At 52.8% G+C, this 18,963-nt stretch carries 12 protein-coding genes, 1 tRNA gene, 3 rRNA genes, 1 pseudogene and 1 riboswitch; of the genes and pseudogenes, 3 read left to right on the plus strand and 14 right to left on the minus strand.

The features are described 5' to 3' along the window. Window positions 1-17 precede the first annotated feature (17 nt). The 3 genes from ubiA to pgi all read right to left on the minus strand — a co-directional run bounded on the left by ubiA (window position 18) and on the right by pgi (window position 3,347). Window positions 18-917: a 4-hydroxybenzoate octaprenyltransferase gene (gene ubiA, locus SYMBAF_RS14380; protein WP_040264248.1), complete on the minus strand. Its 900-nt coding sequence runs from the start codon at window positions 915-917 to the stop codon at window positions 18-20. Then, entirely contained in the window at window positions 910-1,413 is a 504-nt protein-coding gene (ubiC, locus tag SYMBAF_RS14385) for a chorismate lyase (RefSeq protein ID WP_040264250.1), read from the minus strand. Before ubiC ends, ubiA begins: the two co-directional genes overlap by 8 nt. Window positions 1,414-1,700: 287 nt before the next feature. Beyond that, a complete protein-coding gene (pgi, locus tag SYMBAF_RS14390; RefSeq protein WP_040264252.1) occupies window positions 1,701-3,347 on the minus strand; it encodes a glucose-6-phosphate isomerase in 1,647 nt (548 codons plus the stop codon). 213 nt (window positions 3,348-3,560) lie between these two features. After that, window positions 3,561-3,754, plus strand: a riboswitch (Lysine riboswitch). A 109-nt stretch (window positions 3,755-3,863) separates the two neighbouring features. Between pgi and lysC the strand changes: the two genes are divergently transcribed. Then, window positions 3,864-5,231, plus strand: a complete 1,368-nt coding sequence (gene lysC / locus SYMBAF_RS14395; protein ID WP_006708058.1) for a lysine-sensitive aspartokinase 3 — start codon at window positions 3,864-3,866, stop codon at window positions 5,229-5,231. 72 nt (window positions 5,232-5,303) lie between these two features. Here the strand turns inward: lysC and SYMBAF_RS14400 are convergent, their stop codons facing one another. From SYMBAF_RS14400 to SYMBAF_RS14425, 6 genes are all read right to left on the minus strand, one after another. Then, window positions 5,304-6,926: a Na/Pi cotransporter family protein gene (locus SYMBAF_RS14400; protein ID WP_040264254.1), complete on the minus strand. Its 1,623-nt coding sequence runs from the start codon at window positions 6,924-6,926 to the stop codon at window positions 5,304-5,306. Between the two features lie 253 nt (window positions 6,927-7,179). Continuing rightward, window positions 7,180-8,109, minus strand: a complete 930-nt coding sequence (gene metA, locus SYMBAF_RS14405; RefSeq protein WP_040264256.1) for a homoserine O-acetyltransferase MetA — start codon at window positions 8,107-8,109, stop codon at window positions 7,180-7,182. Between the two features lie 426 nt (window positions 8,110-8,535). After that, a 5S ribosomal RNA gene (gene rrf / locus SYMBAF_RS14410) occupies window positions 8,536-8,651 on the minus strand. Between the two features lie 106 nt (window positions 8,652-8,757). After that, window positions 8,758-11,669, minus strand: a 23S ribosomal RNA gene (locus SYMBAF_RS14415). Window positions 11,670-11,884: 215 nt separating this feature from the next. Continuing rightward, window positions 11,885-11,960, minus strand: a tRNA-Glu gene (locus SYMBAF_RS14420). 189 nt (window positions 11,961-12,149) lie between these two features. Then, window positions 12,150-13,691, minus strand: a 16S ribosomal RNA gene (locus SYMBAF_RS14425). The 16S, 23S and 5S rRNA genes sit together here with 1 tRNA gene alongside, the layout of an rRNA operon. A 488-nt stretch (window positions 13,692-14,179) precedes the next feature. On the opposite strand from SYMBAF_RS14425, the gene SYMBAF_RS14430 reads away from it, so the two are divergent. Next, entirely contained in the window at window positions 14,180-14,722 is a 543-nt protein-coding gene (locus tag SYMBAF_RS14430) for a gamma carbonic anhydrase family protein (RefSeq protein WP_040263537.1), read from the plus strand. 37 nt (window positions 14,723-14,759) lie between these two features. On the opposite strand, the gene aroE is transcribed toward SYMBAF_RS14430, so the two are convergent. From aroE to dprA, 5 genes and pseudogenes are all read right to left on the minus strand, one after another. Beyond that, on the minus strand, window positions 14,760-15,581 hold the full coding sequence (aroE, locus tag SYMBAF_RS14435) for a shikimate dehydrogenase (protein ID WP_040263539.1): 822 nt from the start codon (window positions 15,579-15,581) through the stop codon (window positions 14,760-14,762). A 15-nt stretch (window positions 15,582-15,596) separates the two neighbouring features. After that, window positions 15,597-16,166, minus strand: a complete 570-nt coding sequence (gene tsaC / locus SYMBAF_RS14440; RefSeq protein ID WP_006708429.1) for an L-threonylcarbamoyladenylate synthase type 1 TsaC — start codon at window positions 16,164-16,166, stop codon at window positions 15,597-15,599. 7 nt (window positions 16,167-16,173) lie between these two features. Further along, the gene (locus tag SYMBAF_RS14445) at window positions 16,174-16,719 is read right to left on the minus strand and encodes a DNA topoisomerase family protein (protein ID WP_040263542.1); all 546 of its coding nucleotides are present in this window, start codon (window positions 16,717-16,719) and stop codon (window positions 16,174-16,176) included. A gap of 25 nt (window positions 16,720-16,744) precedes the next feature. Further along, window positions 16,745-17,214: pseudogene (locus SYMBAF_RS14450) on the minus strand (DUF494 family protein). After that, complete coding sequence (dprA, locus tag SYMBAF_RS14455) at window positions 17,186-18,307, minus strand: DNA-protecting protein DprA (RefSeq protein WP_040263543.1); 1,122 nt, start codon at window positions 18,305-18,307, stop codon at window positions 17,186-17,188. The pseudogene SYMBAF_RS14450 and the gene dprA overlap by 29 nt, the downstream one beginning before the upstream one ends. 133 nt (window positions 18,308-18,440) lie before the next feature. Here dprA and def point away from each other — a divergent pair, with 133 nt between their 5' ends. Beyond that, window positions 18,441-18,950: a peptide deformylase gene (def, locus tag SYMBAF_RS14460; RefSeq protein WP_006708428.1), complete on the plus strand. Its 510-nt coding sequence runs from the start codon at window positions 18,441-18,443 to the stop codon at window positions 18,948-18,950. The last annotated feature ends 13 nt before the right edge of the window (window positions 18,951-18,963 follow it).

Raw genomic sequence — 18,963 nt, forward strand, 5'->3', positions numbered from 1 at the left:
GCCTACTGGGATAGGTTCTAAGTTGTCAAATAACTCAGCGCAATACCGATAAATACCACCAGCCCAACGTAATTGTTGTGCAGAAATGCTTTGAAACAGGCTTCACGCTCACGCGTGGCGATCTGCTTTTGCTGATGGATAAACAGCACGCCCACTAGCAACAACGCCCCGTAAAATACCTCACCCAGTTGCGCCAGATAGCCAACCCACAGCAGCAGCAGCAGGGCGGCAAACTGCAACACCCCAACGATCTGCTTGTCATAGCGACCAAACAAGATGGCGGTAGACTTGATGCCGATTTTTAGATCGTCATCGCGATCTACCATCGCATACAGTGTGTCGTAGGCCACAGTCCAGCAGATATTGGCCAGTAGCAGTAGCCAGCAGCTCAGTGGCAGCGATTCACTGACTGCGGCGTAGGCCATCGGGATGCCCCAGCCAAAGGCAGTACCCAGCACGAATTGCGGCAGATTAGTCACCCGTTTCATCAAGGGATAAATCCATGCCAGTGCCAGCGCCGCCAGCGATAGCCAGATGGTCATCGCATTTAGCGTCAACACCAGCCCGAATGAGATCAGTACCAGCGCCACAAACAGCACTTTGGCCTCTTTTTCACTCACCTGACCACTCGGCATTGGACGTTCGGCAGTGCGCTTCACGTGGCCATCAATGGCACGATCGGCATAGTCATTCACTACACAGCCAGCAGCACGCATTAGGAACACGCCAAGCACGAACACCAGCAGGATCGACAACGGCGGCACACCCTGCCCGGCTAGCCACAGCGCCCACAGCGTTGGCCACAGCAGTAGCAGGCTACCGATCGGTTTATCGATGCGCATCAGATGGCTGTAAGCCCGCCATTTGCTTTGAGTCACACTTCCTCCAAGGTATATTTGTCTATATGGGTTACACATACAGCGGTGAAGCCGGTAGAAACAGCTCAGTCAGCAACAGCGGCTTGCCCGCTAGCCTCAGGCGGGAGCGGCGCGCCCATAGCGCATTCTGTCGACCAATATGAATATAATCTCGGGTCATATTGCCGCTGTTAAACAAATAGCGTCCCAGCGGCTGCGTCCCCAGATCCACCAGCACCTGCTCCGGGCCAGTCAGTGTTTCCTGTGGGATCACCGTGCGCCCCAACAGCCAGGGTTGATTGTCGCCCAGTAGCACAATTTCTCGCAGCCAGTAGCGCGGGCTGTCCGGTAGATACTCGGCTTCTTCGCCCAATTGATCACGGGTCAAAAAACATTCGCGCTGCAGTTCGATGTGTACCCGCGTGCAATGGCGCTCAAAACGACAGGTCATGGAACCCAACTCCATCAGCCAGTCGCTGATGGCAGCAGGCAGTGGCGGATACTGATCGAACAACCACTCAAGCGGTGGTAGGATGGAATCCTTATTACCAGACATTGCTCTACTCCACGTCTGGGGCCGCCCCTTACAGACCACGCCAGACGATACAAACTGTTAACAGGGTCGCATTGTAACCTAGAAATACAAAAGCGGCAGGCGGGTTCGTGGGGGTTGCAGTTCGTCAATTTGACAGATCGAAAAGTAGGCTGGAACCCTGTAGATCCATGGCCGCGAAAACGGGTGATAACCCGGTAGCCCACAAAGCTTTAGCCAAAAGCGCTACGCCGACGATCGCCTGACCGTCGGGTGATGAGCGATTTTATTGGCAGCAACTCAGGCGATGTTTAACGCCATTCTTTAAAGCGGTTGATCAAGGCATTGGTCGAACTATCGTGACTGTTGACCTTCTCGTTGCCTGCCAGTTCCGGCAGTATGCGATTAGCCAACTGTTTACCTAGCTCCACCCCCCACTGGTCGAAGCTGAAAATGTTCAAAATGGCACCTTGAGTGAAGATCTTGTGCTCATACAGAGCAATCAGGCTGCCCAAGCTGAACGGGGTAATTTCTCGCAGCAGGATAGAGTTGGTCGGACAGTTGCCTTCAAATACCTTGAACGGTGCCACATGCTTGACATCTTCCGGCTTTTTGCCCTCAGCGGTGAACTCCGCTTCCACCACCTCCAGCGATTTGCCGAAGGCTAAGGCTTCGGTCTGGGCGAAGAAGTTCGATAACAGTTTGGCATGATGGTCACTCAGTGGGTTATGACTGACTGCCGGGGCGATAAAGTCGCAAGGAATCAACTTCGTGCCTTGATGAATGAGCTGGTAGAACGCATGTTGGCCATTGGTGCCCGGCTCCCCCCAGATGATGGGGCCGGTCTGGTAATCAACCAGATTGCCGTTGCGATCCACGTATTTACCATTGGACTCCATATTGCCCTGCTGGAAGTAGGCGGCAAAACGGTGCAAGTACTGATCGTAAGGCAGAATAGCTTCGGTTTCAGCGCCGAAGAAATTGTTGTACCAGATACCGATTAGCGCTAACAGCACCGGCAGGTTCTGCTCCAGCGGGGTTTTTGCAAAATGTTTATCCATTGCGTGTGCGCCACTCAGCAACTGTTCAAAGTTATCATAACCCACTGACAGCGCAATTGATAAGCCGATCGCCGACCACAAGGAGTAGCGGCCACCCACCCAGTCCCAGAATTCAAACATGTTGTCAGTGTCGATTCCGAACTCGGCCACCGCTTTGCCGTTGGTGGACAACGCGGCAAAGTGCTTCGCTACATGCTGCTGGTCGCTAGCGTTATTCAGCAACCAATCGCGCGCGCTGTGGGCGTTGGTCATGGTTTCCTGAGTGGTGAAAGTCTTGGACGCCACCAGGAACAGCGTGGTTTCCGGGTTCAGCGGCTTCAAGGTTTCAGCGATATGGGTGCCATCAACATTGGAGATAAAATGCATGTTCAGGTGATTTTTATAGGGCCGTAGCGCTTCAGTCACCATATAAGGGCCAAGATCAGAACCGCCGATGCCGATGTTCACCACATCAGTGATCGGTTTGCCGGTATAGCCTTTCCAATCGCCGCTGATCACCCGGACGCAAAATCGTTTCATCTTTACCAACACGGCGTTAACTTCCGGCATGACGTCTTTGCCATCAACAAGAATCGGGCTGTTGCTGCGATTGCGCAGGGCAATGTGTAGCACCGCGCGGTCTTCAGTGCGGTTGATTTTCTCACCGGCAAACATCGACGCGATTGCACCTTGCAGATCGGTTTCTTTCGCCAGCGCCTGTAGTTTCTCCAGCGTTTCCACAGTGATGCGGTTTTTGGAGTAGTCCACGAGCATTTGGTCGTTAAAAGTGGCGGAAAACTTGGAGAAACGCTCACTGTCCTGCGTAAACAGATCGGCGATACGAACATCTTTCATCTGTGCAAAATGTTGCTGCAAGGCTTGCCAAGCAGCAGTTTGAGTTGGATTGATACTTTTCATAGCAATACTCTTAGACTCGAGAATAATGTGAAACAATTGTCTGATTGTAGCCTTGTTCGACTGTGATTATGATCTCTTTTCTTGCGATAGGTACTCATTATCAAAGCCTATGGCATCGTTTGCGCCAGGTGCGACACATCCCGCAACATCGGCCCGTTGACAGCCACGCAATAACCCGCTATTCCTAACAGCCTTACTTGCGTACCGGATGCGCAAGCCAGAAGAGGTGCATCGCCCAGGTAAGGTGTCAGAGGAACCGTTTTCCAATGACGGCACTAGAGGGGGTGCGATGCCGAGATAGGATGATGCACGGCAATCATCGTATCGGCTACAGGGGCTGAATCCCCTGAGTTGTCACCAAGATCACCCCTATGGGGCGGTCAGCAAGGTGGAGCGCTCCTGGGTGTATCGTAGCTTTAACCTCTACGCCTGCTCCCTGTTTACCGCTCTCCCCTTGTGCCAAGGCTATGAAATAAAATGCTGTCTGAAGATAGCATCCCTGACACGAGGTTTTTAATGATCCAAGCAGTACCCCAAAATTCTACCGTGGTAGCCAAGTTCGGCGGCACTAGCGTTGCCGACTTCGCAGCCATGAACCGCAGCGCCGATATCGTGCTCGCTAACCCTCAGGTGCGCCTGGTGGTGTTGTCCGCTTCGGCAGGCATCACCAACCTGCTGGTGGCTCTGGCCGAAGGTTGCGATGCCGACAACCGCAACTGTCGGCTCGATGAGATCCGCCGCATCCAATACACCATCCTCGATCGCCTCAACGCGCCGGACGCAAGCCGTAAAGAAATCGATCGCATGCTGGAAAATATTGCCATGCTGTCGGAAGCCGCAGCGTTAGCTACCTCCCCGGCGTTGACCGACGAGTTGGTCAGTCACGGGGAACTGATGTCCACCCTGCTGTTTGTCGATATTTTACGCGCCCGCAACGTGCAGGCTGAATGGTTTGACGTGCGCAAAGTGATGCGTACCGATGATCACTTCGGCCGTGCCGTGCCGGACAGCACCGCGTTGAGGGAACTTACCCAGACGATGCTGAAACCCTGTCTACAGAAGGCGCTAGTGGTTACTCAGGGCTTTATCGGCAGCGACCCGAAAGGCCGTACCACCACGCTGGGGCGTGGCGGTAGCGATTACACCGCCGCACTGTTGGGCGAAGCGCTGCATGTCAGCCAGATTGATATTTGGACTGATGTGCCAGGCATCTATACCACCGATCCACGCGTGGTGCCGCTGGCCAAACGCATCGATAGAATCACCTTCGAAGAAGCGGCGGAAATGGCCACCTTCGGTGCCAAAGTGTTGCACCCGGCCACCCTGCTGCCAGCGGTGCGCAACGATATTCCGGTGTTTGTCGGTTCCAGCAAGGAGCCAGCCGCTGGCGGCACGCTGGTATGCAACACTACCGAGGATCTGCCGCTGTTCCGCGCGCTAGCACTGCGTCGCAAACAAACCCTGTTGACGCTGCACAGCCTGAATATGCTGCATGCACGCGGCTTTCTGGCCGAAGTGTTCAACATTCTAGCGCGGCATAATATCTCGGTTGACCTGATTACTACTTCAGAAGTCAGCGTAGCGCTGACCATGGACACCACCGGCTCTACCTCTATCAGCGGTAACCTGCTGACCACTTCACTGTTAACCGAACTGTCATCGCTGTGCCGGACGGAAGTGGAGGAAAACCTGGCGCTGGTGGCGTTAATCGGCAATAAGCTATCTCAGGCCTGTGGCGTGGGCAAAGAAGTGTTCGGGGTACTCGATCCCTTCAACATCCGCATGATCTGCTACGGTGCCAGCAGTTATAACCTATGCTTTCTGGTGCCGGGTGACGATGCCGATCAGGTAGTCCGCACTCTACATCATAATCTGTTCGAATAAGTAAGTCGTCTTTCTCAGGGCGCAAACATTTGCGCCCCACAATTTTTCAGCATACTTGGGTTATCTTTTCAGTCACGACCTGGCATCCTTTTCATCTTGATCCAGCACATTGTAGGCCACCGCACAGAACAGTGAGTTCAACCTTTTCATATCCCCTAACAATCCGAGATGCAGCGAGCTGGTTTCGATGCTCTGCACATTTTGCTGGTGCAGACGGTCAACGTGCGCATGCGCATAACGACGATCTAAAATGCGGAAACGGTGTTTGGAGCGACGCAGCCGTTTAGCGCTAGCAATATCACCGGACAGGAACACCGACAGGCTCAGGCGTAGATTGTCGATTAGCCGCTCATGCAACGCATCCAGCTCTGCCAGCCCCTCAGTTGAAAACGCTCGCCGCACCGCGTACGATTTAGCTGCCACGTCACCTGCCATGCGTTCAATGATATCGCCAGCCTGCTCCAGGTTAAGAGCCATTTCGATGATCTCCGCCCAGCGGCGGGAATCCTCTTCACCCAGATCCTCTTTCTGAATCTGCGCCAGATAAAGTTTGATGGCGGTGTACAGCACATCAACATCATCGTCTAGCCGACGCACCTCTTTATCTTGCCCACGCTTGCCATGCAGCACTTCCCGTTGCAGTATCATCATGTGCTCCACCACATCGCCCATACGCAAGGTTTCACGCGCTGCATTAGCCAGTGCCAACGTTGGGGTATCCAGTGCGCTGGCATCCAAGTGCCGTGGCCGCAGACGGGGATCGTCGGCCGCCACGTCGGCGATCAGCATACCGCACAGCTTTGCCATCGGCCCTGTCAGTGGGATTAGCACCAGGCAACGGATCAAGTTGTAAAATACATGGAAGTAGATCACCAACTCTTTATTGCTACCAGGTACTCGGCTCATCATATCGGCCAAATAAACGACGAACGGCAGCACCAGTACGCAACCGAGCAGTTTGAACAGCAGGCTGCCGAGCGCCACCCGGCGACCAGCAGCGTTCTGGCCACTGGTGGTGATCACCGCAAGCAGGCCACTGCCAAGATTGGCACCGATCACCAAGCAAAGCGCTACCTTCAACGAGATCACACCGGATGCAGTCAGGGTCGCGGTCAACAATACTGCTGCCAAGCTGGAATAGCTGACAATAGCAAACAACGCGCCGGTTAGGGAATCCAGCATCACATCACCAGTCAGCGATGAGAACAATACCTTTACACCGGACGCCTGGGTGATCGGTGTGGCCGCCGCAACAATCAGCTCCAACGCCAGTATGATCAGCCCAAGGCCGATGCTCACACGCCCCATTTGACCAATACGGGTTTGCTTACGGCTGAGGAACAAGAATACACCGACCAAAATCAGCAGCGGCGACAGCCAAGAAAGATCAAAAGTCAGTACCCTTGCCATCAGCGCGGTACCGACATCCGCACCGAGCATGATCACCAGTGCAGGTGCTAGCCCTACTAGTCCCTGCGCGACAAATGAAGTGACCAACAACGCGGTGGCGTTGCTGCTTTGTACCAGCGCGGTAACGCCGATGCCAGAAATGAAGGCCAGTGGCTTTTTTTCAATACTGTCGCTCAAAATGCGGCGCAAGTTGGTACCGTATACCCGCATGATCCCAGTGCGTACAATGTGGGTACCCCATACCAGCAGCGCGACTGACGAAAGCAGGTGAAGAAGGGTCAACACGGAAGATATACTCCATTAAATGCCCAACAAGAGAATGACCTTTACCCAATGGGTTTCAGGCTACATCGGAGTCTGCCGGAGATGCTATTCACCCCATGCCCACAATACAACAGGTTCCAAGTGTAGCCCAAGATCTGCACTGTCGGGTCACGGTCAAGTTTGTCACATCAGCCCGCAGCTCTAGGCCGCGAATTTGAATGCGGTAGCGAACCCTACCCCCCTACAAACTCTGGTCACTGACAAAAGAAAAAAGTTACTCAAACGTGGGGGTCATATGCCGCAGATCGAACGGTGTGATCTGGTAGACGTAGTAGTTAAGCCAGTTGGAAAACAGCAGATGACCATGGCTACGCCAGGTAGCTTTCGGGATGCGTTCAAGGTTATCGCCGGGGAAGTAGTTGAGCGGTAAAGCGGGGTTAAGGCCTGCGTCGCTATCGCGAAAATATTCACTCGCCAGAGTCAGCGCATCATACTCTGGATGACCGGTGACAAACGCCAGGCGTTTGTCCTTGCTGGCAAACAGATAAACACCGGTTTGCTCCGATTCGGCCAAGATATCCAGATCGGTATATTGGCCGATGATCTCAGTCGGGAAGTCGGCATAACGCGCATGCAGTGCCAGGAAGGTCTCGTCAAAACCACGGGTCAGCAAAGCATGCTGCTGCAGCGTCTGATGCTGGTAGACGCCGGAGATCTTCACCTCACGCGTCATCTTGGGGATACCATATAGGATATTTAGCGCAGCCTGCACTGCCCAACAAACAAATAGCGTGGAAGTGACGTGGTTCTTAGCCCAATTGATAATCCGTTCAATCTGCGGCCAATAGGCAACATCGCAAAAATCAACCAGGCCCAGCGGCGCTCCGGTGATGATTAGTCCATCAAAGTTCTCTTGCTGAATATCCTCAAAATTACAGTAGAAATTGTTCAGGTGTTCGGTCGGCGTATTCCTTGATTCGCGACTATCAATACGCAGCAGTTGGATATCAATCTGCAATGGAGAATTGGAGAGCAAACGTAAAAACTGGTTTTCTGTCTCGATCTTCTTTGGCATCAGATTCAGGATCAGCACTTTCAACGGTCTGATTTCTTGTGTTTTTGCCCGAGAAGATGTCATCACAAAGACATTATCATTACGCAAGAAACTCACCGCGGGTAGCTCATCAGGAACACGAATCGGCATTACTTGACTCTCACATATCAACTTGGATGTTTAGCTATCTAGATACCCAAGAATAGCGTTTTCAAAAATGGATGTCGCGTAATCAGTGGGAAGGTGAAAATATTTCATCGCTGTGGTGCCAGGTAGAAATCGGCAGTTTTTTCAAGGCAGAAAAACCAGGAGGTCTCCTCACGGATGGCCTCTTGGCTTACTATTTGATACCAACAGTGTTCAGCTCATTCTAAGCTCACACCTACCGGATATCGCCGCAGGTGAAGGCCCGTCAGCGGGCTTTCCTGCTCACTCCCCTTCAGGTCGCTGTCAAGCAACGCCTAACGTTTTCCCGACTCTTTCGTTTCACCTGCACAGGCCCAGGCCATTCACTCTCGGTAACTCACAAAGCAAAAAGCCCCATGCTTTCGCATGAGGCTTTCTACTTTATTTGATGCCTGGCAGTGTCCTACTCTCACATGGGGAGACCCCACACTACCATCGGCGCTACGGCGTTTCACTGCTGAGTTCGGCATGGAATCAGGTGGGACCACCGCGCTATTGCCGCCAGGCAAAGTCTGTTTCATTCTCGGCCGTTACTCACGTAACCACCAGAACCAATCTCGGAACTCGCTGAAAATAACTCCACCCCTGCCTATAACACACCTTCGGTGTTGTAAGGTTAAGCCTCACGGCTCATTAGTACTGGTTAGCTCAAAGCATCGCTGCTCTTACACACCCAGCCTATCCACGTCTTCGTCTTAAACGTGCCTTCAGGGACCTCTCAGACCCAGGGAAGACTCATCTCGAGGCCAGTTTCGCGCTTAGATGCTTTCAGCGCTTATCTGTTCCGCACTTAGCTACCGGGCAATGCCATTGGCATGACAACCCGAACACCAGCGGTGCGTTCACTCCGGTCCTCTCGTACTAGGAGCAATCCCTCTCAATCTTCCTACGCCCACGGCAGATAGGGACCGAACTGTCTCACGACGTTCTAAACCCAGCTCGCGTACCACTTTAAATGGCGAACAGCCATACCCTTGGGACCTACTTCAGCCCCAGGATGTGATGAGCCGACATCGAGGTGCCAAACACCGCCGTCGATATGAACTCTTGGGCGGTATCAGCCTGTTATCCCCGGAGTACCTTTTATCCGTTGAGCGATGGCCCTTCCATTCAGAACCACCGGATCACTAAGACCTACTTTCGTACCTGCTCGAGCCGTCACTCTCGCAGTCAAGCCAGCTTATGCCTTTGCACTAAACTCACGATGTCCGACCGTGATTAGCTGACCTTCGTGCTCCTCCGTTACTCTTTGGGAGGAGACCGCCCCAGTCAAACTACCCACCAGACACTGTCCTCACCCCGGGTCACGGGGCAAAGTTAGAACATCAAACATTAAAGGGTGGTATTTCAAGGGTGGCTCCTCGCAGACTGGCGTCCACGATTCACTGCCTCCCACCTATCCTACACATCAAGGCTCCATGTTCAGTGTCAAGCTATAGTAAAGGTTCACGGGGTCTTTCCGTCTTGCCGCGGGTACACTGCATCTTCACAGCGAGTTCAATTTCACTGAGTCTCGGGTGGAGACAGCCTGGCCATCATTACGCCATTCGTGCAGGTCGGAACTTACCCGACAAGGAATTTCGCTACCTTAGGACCGTTATAGTTACGGCCGCCGTTTACTGGGGCTTCGATCAAGAGCTTCGCCTTGCGGCTAACCCCATCAATTAACCTTCCAGCACCGGGCAGGCGTCACACCGTATACGTCCACTTTCGTGTTGGCACAGTGCTGTGTTTTTATTAAACAGTTGCAGCCAGCTGGTCTCTGCGACTGGCTTCAGCTCCCTCCGATACGGAGTTCACCTACATGCCAGCGTGCCTTCTCCCGAAGTTACGGCACCATTTTGCCTAGTTCCTTCACCCGAGTTCTCTCAAGCGCCTCGGTATTCTCTACCTGACCACCTGTGTCGGTTTGGGGTACGATTAAAGGTGACCTGATGCTTAGAGGCTTTTCCTGGAAGCAGGGCATCAACAGCTTCTGCACCTTGGTGCATCGTCATCACGCCTCAGGGTTTCTGTATGGCGTTCCGGATTTACCCAAAACGCCCCCCTACACGCTTAAACCGGGACAACCGTCGCCCGGCCTGCCTAGCCTTCTCCGTCCCCCCTTCGCAGTCACACCCAGTACAGGAATATTAACCTGTTGCCCATCGACTACGCTTTTCAGCCTCGCCTTAGGGGTCGACTCACCCTGCCCCGATTAACGTTGGACAGGAACCCTTGGTCTTCCGGCGAGCGGGTTTTTCACCCGCTTTATCGTTACTTATGTCAGCATTCGCACTTCTGATACCTCCAGCACCCCTCACAGGACACCTTCAACGGCTTACAGAACGCTCCCCTACCCAACAACGCATCAGCGCCGCTGCCGCAGCTTCGGTGCATGGTTTAGCCCCGTTACATCTTCCGCGCAGGCCGACTCGACCAGTGAGCTATTACGCTTTCTTTCAATGATGGCTGCTTCTAAGCCAACATCCTGGCTGTCTGGGCCTTCCCACATCGTTTCCCACTTAACCATGACTTTGGGACCTTAGCTGGCGGTCTGGGTTGTTTCCCTCTTCACGACGGACGTTAGCACCCGCCGTGTGTCTCCCGTGATAACATGCTTCGGTATTCGCAGTTTGCATCGGGTTGGTAAGCCGGGATGGCCCCCTAGCCGAAACAGTGCTCTACCCCCGAAGATGAATTCACGAGGCGCTACCTAAATAGCTTTCGGGGAGAACCAGCTATCTCCCGGTTTGATTGGCCTTTCACCCCCAGCCACAGGTCATCCGCTAATTTTTCAACATTAGTCGGTTCGGTCCTCCAGGTGGTGTTACCCAACCTTCAACCTGCCCATGGCTAGATCACCGGGTTTCGGGTCTATACCTTGCAACTCTTCGCCCAGTTAAGACTCGGTTTCCCTACGGCTCCCCTATGCGGTTAACCTTGCTACAAAATATAAGTCGCTGACCCATTATACAAAAGGTACGCAGTCACACCTCAACGGTGCTCCCACTGCTTGTACGTACACGGTTTCAGGTTCTTTTTCACTCCCCTCGCCGGGGTTCTTTTCGCCTTTCCCTCACGGTACTGGTTCACTATCGGTCAGTCAGGAGTATTTAGCCTTGGAGGATGGTCCCCCCATATTCAGACAGGATGTCACGTGTCCCGCCCTACTCATCGAACTCACAGCCAGTGCATTTTTGTGTACGGGGCTATCACCCTTTACTGCGCGACTTTCCAGACGCTTCCACTAACACACCCGCTGATTCAGGTTCTGGGCTGGCCCCCGTTCGCTCGCCGCTACTGGGGGGATCTCGGTTGATTTCTTTTCCTCGGGGTACTTAGATGTTTCAGTTCCCCCGGTTCGCTTCGTCAAGCTATGTATTCACTTAACGATAGTGTGACGTATCACACTGGGTTTCCCCATTCGGGTATCGCCGGCTATAACGGTTCATATCACCTTACCGGTGCTTTTCGCAGATTAGCACGCCCTTCATCGCCTCTGACTGCCTAGGCATCCACCGTGTACGCTTAGTCACTTAACCTTACAACCCGAAGGTGTCTCACTTCGCATTGCAAACAGGTGAGTGTCACCATGACAGCTTGACCCTTACCCCAATACCTCTACGCAGGGATAAGCTTCAGCCGTCATTTTTCAATTTTCAGCTTGTTCCAGATTGTTAAAGAGCACTATCTCAAACCCGACTCGCAAGTCAGCTTTGAGATAGTCGGTGATAATGTCTTTCACTCATTATCACAATGGCGTCCCCAAGGGGATTCGAACCCCTGTTACAGCCGTGAAAGGGCAGTGTCCTAGGCCTCTAGACGATGGGGACACAGAAATTGCCTGGCAAATCGCTGATTGGCTATTTCCGTGTAAAGGCGCAACTCTGCTGGCAAAGTCAAGCAACCACGGTGTTAACCACTCAGTCGCCTCTAGCGCCTTTCAACGAAAGGGTTTTCTTGCTCATCGACATTCATCAGACAATCTGTGTGAGCACGCCACACAAATCAATATCTTTCGGTAAGGAGGTGATCCAACCGCAGGTTCCCCTACGGTTACCTTGTTACGACTTCACCCCAGTCATGAATCACAAAGTGGTAAGCGCCCTCCCGAAGGTTAAGCTACCTACTTCTTTTGCAACCCACTCCCATGGTGTGACGGGCGGTGTGTACAAGGCCCGGGAACGTATTCACCGCAGCATTCTGATCTACGATTACTAGCGATTCCGACTTCATGGAGTCGAGTTGCAGACTCCAATCCGGACTACGACGTACTTTGTGAGGTCCGCTTGCTCTCGCGAGGTCGCTTCTCTTTGTATACGCCATTGTAGCACGTGTGTAGCCCTACTCGTAAGGGCCATGATGACTTGACGTCATCCCCACCTTCCTCCGGTTTATCACCGGCAGTCTCCTTTGAGTTCCCGACTTTATCGCTGGCAACAAAGGATAAGGGTTGCGCTCGTTGCGGGACTTAACCCAACATTTCACAACACGAGCTGACGACAGCCATGCAGCACCTGTCTCAGAGCTCCCGAAGGCACCCCTCCATCTCTGGAAAGTTCTCTGGATGTCAAGAGTAGGTAAGGTTCTTCGCGTTGCATCGAATTAAACCACATGCTCCACCGCTTGTGCGGGCCCCCGTCAATTCATTTGAGTTTTAACCTTGCGGCCGTACTCCCCAGGCGGTCGATTTAACGCGTTAGCTACGGAAGCCACCCCTCAAGGGCGCAACCTCCAAATCGACATCGTTTACAGCGTGGACTACCAGGGTATCTAATCCTGTTTGCTCCCCACGCTTTCGCACCTGAGCGTCAGTCTTTGTCCAGGGGGCCGCCTTCGCCACCGGTATTCCTCCAGATCTCTACGCATTTCACCGCTACACCTGGAATTCTACCCCCCTCTACAAGACTCTAGCTTGCCAGTCTCAAATGCCGTTCCCACGTTGAGCGCGGGGATTTCACATCTGACTTAACAAACCGCCTGCGTGCGCTTTACGCCCAGTAATTCCGATTAACGCTTGCACCCTCCGTATTACCGCGGCTGCTGGCACGGAGTTAGCCGGTGCTTCTTCTGCGAGTAACGTCAATGCAATGTCTTATTAACACATTACCCTTCCTCCTCGCTGAAAGTGCTTTACAACCCGAAGGCCTTCTTCACACACGCGGCATGGCTGCATCAGGCTTGCGCCCATTGTGCAATATTCCCCACTGCTGCCTCCCGTAGGAGTCTGGACCGTGTCTCAGTTCCAGTGTGGCTGGTCATCCTCTCAGACCAGCTAGGGATCGTCGCCTAGGTGAGCCGTTACCCCACCTACCAGCTAATCCCACCTGGGCACATCTGATGGCGTGAGGCCCGAAGGTCCCCCACTTTGGTCTTGCGACGTTATGCGGTATTAGCTACCGTTTCCACTAGTTATCCCCCGCCATCAGGCAGTTTCCCAGACATTACTCACCCGTCCGCCGCTCGTCACCCAGAGAGCAAGCTCTCTTGTGCTACCGCTCGACTTGCATGTGTTAGGCCTGCCGCCAGCGTTCAATCTGAGCCATGATCAAACTCTTCAATTCAAAGCTTGATATGCTTCAACTTGTGAAGCGCTGCTCAAAGATTTACTGCATGAATGTTACTTCAGGTAGTCACTCTTCAAGACTTGATATTTTTTCGTCCCAACAGGGACGGGATATTGTCTTGTGGAGTGCCCACACAGATTGTCTGATAAATTGTTAAAGAGCGGTAAGTCAGCCGCAGCACGGCGGCAAACTTGAGGTGGCGTATACTACGCTTTCCCTCTGAAGAGTCAAGCCATTATTTTGACTTTTCCCTTGCTGATCCGGCGGCGTATCTGCCGAAATACCGGGCCAGTGGGGGCGCATTATAGGGTTCCAATTTTTTTGCACAACCCCTTTTTTGATCTTTCTTTTTTCTTGCACACTTTCTCATCCTTTTGGGTGGTTCTTGTGCGATAAATATCATTAATCCGTCGCCGTAAATAATTGTAATTTCATCATCAAAGTCTAGTATTGCCGATAAATATGATCCCGATGAGGCTATTACCATGTCCGATGCAGTACGTTCTTATCTCCATTACTCTCCTAAACTCGGTCAACGCGTCATGATCGATCCCTCCAGCGTAGTGATCGGCAATGTTGAATTGACCAACGATGTCAGTATTTGGCCTCTGGTCGCCATTCGTGGTGACGTTAATGCGATTAAGATTGGCGCACGCAGCAATATTCAGGATGGATGTGTGCTGCACGTGACCCATAGATCGAAACATAACCCCGAAGGTTACCCATTATTGATTGGCAATGACGTTACTGTTGGCCATAAGGCCATACTGCACGGCTGCACCATCGGCAATCGGGTATTGGTAGGTATGGGTTCGATCCTGCTAGACGGTGTAGTAGTAGAAGATGATGTGATGATTGGTGCTGGCAGCCTGGTGACACCAGGTCAACGGCTGGTCAGCGGTTATCTCTATATGGGTAGCCCAGCGCGCCAGGTTCGCCCGCTGACCGCCGCCGAGTTGGATGGATTACTCTACTCTGCCAACAACTATGTGCGCTGGAAAGACGAATACCTGCCGAAAGCTATCTGACTAGCACCTATTACCTGATCGGGAACAGGTGCTTCGCTTATGCCGCCAACTGACTACGCACACAGCGCAATACCGGTTCGATCTCAGGCATTACACCGTGCCACAGCAAGAACGCATGAGCAGCCTGCCCCACCAGCATCCCCAGACCATCGGCAAACTCCGTTGCCCCCTGTTGCTGCGCCCAAGCGAGGAACGGTGTCCTTCCCTGCTGATAGAACATGTCATAACACCGAGTTTGGCAGTTGACCACACCGACTGGCAACGCCGGTATCTTACCGCTGATGCCGGAAGCCGTGGCATTGATCACCAGATTGAATGGCCGGTGCTGATCAAGCTGATCCATCGGTTGCGCCGAGATCTCACCACGGTGTTGGAAGAGCTGAGCCAGTTCCTTCGCCCGGCTGAAAGTTCGGTTGGTGATCGTTAGTTCACAGCCAAAGGACAACAGCGGCAAGATCACACCACGCGCTGCACCACCTGCCCCCACCAGCAAAATGTGATCCTGCGGCCAGATCAGTTGTTGGCGTTCAAGATCGGTTAATAGGCCGATGCCATCCGTGTTATCTCCCAGCAAACCGCCTTCTGGTAACACCTTAAGCGTATTCACAGCACCAGCCAGCGAGGCGAACTCACTCAGCTCAGACGCGGCTTGAAAGGCACGCTCCTTAAAAGGTACCGTGACGTTCGCCCCCTGACCACCCGCACGGATAAACGCTTGCAGGCTGGCCTCAAAACTCTCTAGGGGTGCTAGCACGGTGCCATACGGGTGATCAATTCCTGTCTGTTCGGCGAACAACGCATGAATCAACGGTGATTTGCTGTGGCTGATAGGGTTGCCGAATACCGCAAATTTCTCCATGCACATTACCTCTGTCTAACCCTGGCGGATCTGTTCGCCGCTCAAAGCATCTCTGATTTCTGAAGGGTTGAGGTAACCACCAACTTTACCCACCAACACCGGGAACGCAGTACCGAACTGCTGTGTCACCTCATTTGTATTACGGCAGGGTTCTCGCTCGCTGAAGTTAGCGCTGGTCGATACCAATGGTTTGCCATACTGCCGACACAGTTGCTGCACCAGCGGATGGGCACTGACGCGCACCGCCAGCGAGTTGAAACGGCCAGTCAGAAAGCGCGGAGTTTCAGGCCGGGCAGGGATCGCCCAAGTTACCGGCCCCGGCCAACTGGCGAATATCGCAGCACGTTGCGGCTCACTCAACGCGCTGTCATTAATATACGGGATTAACTGCTGGTAGTCGGCGGCGATAAGGATCAATCCCTTCTCCCACGACCGCTGTTTCAAGGACAGCAACGTATTAACCGCCTGTTCGCTATCGGGGTCACATCCCAGACCGAATACAGCTTCGGTAGGATAGGCGATAACCTGCTGATTATGCAGCGCGTCAATAATAGACGCGAGGGTGGAAGTAGGTTCTGAGTTCATTATGTGGTTATTCGGTGGTTGCTACGGGTTTTCCACAAAGTTTATTAGCACAGCAGAGGATCAACCCTTTTGCCGTACGCTTCTCCATCAGTAATGGATAGTGGCAGTAGGCGCACTCGCCAGCAACTGGTTTAAAATTGAGAGCAAACTGACACCCCGGATAACGATCACAGGAATGGAACACTTTACCGTAACGCGACTTGCGCCGCAGCAGTTTTCCCTGTCTGCATTGCGGGCAAGTGATGCTGGTTTCGTCCGGCTTATCAATCAATTCGGTATGGTCACATTCTGGATAATTACAGCAGCCGATGAACATACCATAACGCCCCTGACGCAGCGCCAGCATCGCCTGGCACTTCGGGCATGACTGCCCTTCTAATACCTTGACGATATGACCATCGGCCTGTGCCTTAAGCGGCCGGATATGCTGGCATTCGGGATAATGAGAACAGCCCAAGAAGGGGCCATGGCGACCACAGCGGATCACCAATTTAGCCCCGCATTCCGGACAGGATTCATTTTGCCTGGTGGCAAAAATCGCTGTTTTGGTCATAACTTTTTCTATGCGTGTAACCGGTTTAGTGCAGATAGCCTTCTACTTCAAACAACAGTTCTTCCATTTGCTGATAGGCATTTTCATATCCGGGGATATTAAACAGTACCATCAGCACCACCCATTTTAGATCTTCGAGATCAAACTCCGTGTTGTCCAAGGCCATAACACGATCGATAACCATTTCACGGGTTTCAAGGTTTAATACCTGAATCTGTTCCAAAAATAGGAGGAAACCACGGCAACTGGCATCCAAACGCACGTTCTCCTTTTTGGTGTAAATCCGCATCGTTAGTGGGTCAGTATCGATAAAGTAAGATGCATTTTCTTCCACCTGAAAATCAGAAAATTTTATAACTAATTCAATGAATTGAAGAAATCATCTGGATGAAAGACCACCTGAGCGAGATCGTCGGTCAGTTGATCCTGATCGACGTGCAACTCTGATCCATTGTGGAGATAAGTTTCAAACAAGTACATAAGTACGTCGAACATGACTTGCCTTCCTTATTCGGACATAACCACCAGGTACCGCTGCAATCCAGCCTGCTAGCTCCAAATCCAATAACTTGATCACTACTTCTGTCACGGGTTGGCCGGCACGTTCAGCGACGACATCAACAGGCGTCACCTCATCCCCTACGTTAGCCAACACATCGGCAAATGGCAATTCAACTTCGGCCTCAGATACACAAATAGGTGTATTTTCGTTCATTGACAGCCAATGAAGACTACTTCCCAACTGTTCGGCGATGTCTTTCGGGCTAGTGACCAGATAAGCGCCTTGCTGGATGAGCCAATGCGTGCCTTCGCTCATCGGGTTCCCTAGCGCGCCAGGAAGAGCGAACACCTCACGCCCCTGCTCCAACGCATAGCGGGCGGTGATCAGGGTGCCACTGTGCAGCGAGGCTTCAATCACCAGCACGCCCAGGCTCAGGCCGCTGATAATACGGTTACGCCGTGGAAAATGTGCGGCCAACGGCAAATCGGTGACCAGATGGTCAGAAACTACCGCACCGCCCTGTTCAACAATCTGCTCAGCAAGCCGCCAATGCTGACGCGGATAGACGTTGGCCAACCCGCTGCCCAAGACTGCCACGGTGCAACCACTGGCCGCCAGTGCAGCGCGATGGCAGATACCATCAATGCCAATAGCCAAGCCGCTGGTAATGGTAAGGCCACAATACGTTAATTCACCAGCAAAGTAGCGCCCCCAATGCTCACCGTAGTGGCTAAATTGCCGACTGCCGACCATAGCAATTTGTGGCTGTTGCAGTACTTGCGGGTTGCCCTGCACTAACAACAACAACGGCGCATCATTAATATGCTTCAAGCGCTCTGGGTATCCGACCTCACCATAGAGCAGCATCTGGCAGCCCACCTGCTCCAACCAGCGCAGTGTGGAGGCCAAATAGCGGGCATCCGCCTGCTGAAATTGAGCTTGCTGCCGGTCATTCAGCCCTATCTCCCGCAACAACTTGCAAGGTTCAGTACCGGCCGCTATCAACTGCCGCATAATCTGGCTAGCTAATGACGTGTCCAGCCCCTTCACCCCACGCATCCGTAAGCTAATTTCTTCTGGCTGCATCACCCTTTCCCTCGCAGAAAGCGCTGGTATTACCCATTCGAGCAATTGATGTACAATGCTGTCAATCAGGCAGGGAAATGTCTAGAATGAAAGCTAAACCTCGTTTATCACTCGGATACAGATCTAAAGATATATGTCAGTCTTGCAGGTATTACATTTCCCAGACGATCGGCTGCGCAAAATTGCAGCACCGGTAAAAGAAGTCAATGCAGATATCCAGCGCATCGTGGATGACATGTTTGAAACCATGTACGCAGAGGAAGGCATTGGCTTGGCTGCAACTCAGGTGGATATCCACCAGCGCATTATCGTTATTGATATTTCCAATAACCGCGATCAGCGCCTGGTGCTGATCAACCCGGAACTGCTGGAAAAAAGCGGCGAAACAGGCATCGAAGAAGGCTGCCTTTCGTTACCCGAGCAACGCGCTCTGGTACCGCGCGCAGCCAACGTGAAGATCCGCGCGCTCGACTTCGACGGCAAACCTTTCGAGCTGGAAGCGGACGACCTGTTGGCGATCTGCATCCAACACGAGATGGATCACCTGGTGGGCAAGCTGTTCGTAGATTACCTGTCGCCACTCAAGCGCCAGCGCATCCGCCAGAAACTGGAAAAAATGGCCAAGCTTAACGCCCGTGCCTAACCGATCAGGAAAT

Origin of the sequence: Serratia symbiotica (assembly GCF_000821185.2) — a bacterium.
Classification (GTDB): domain Bacteria; phylum Pseudomonadota; class Gammaproteobacteria; order Enterobacterales; family Enterobacteriaceae; genus Serratia; species Serratia symbiotica.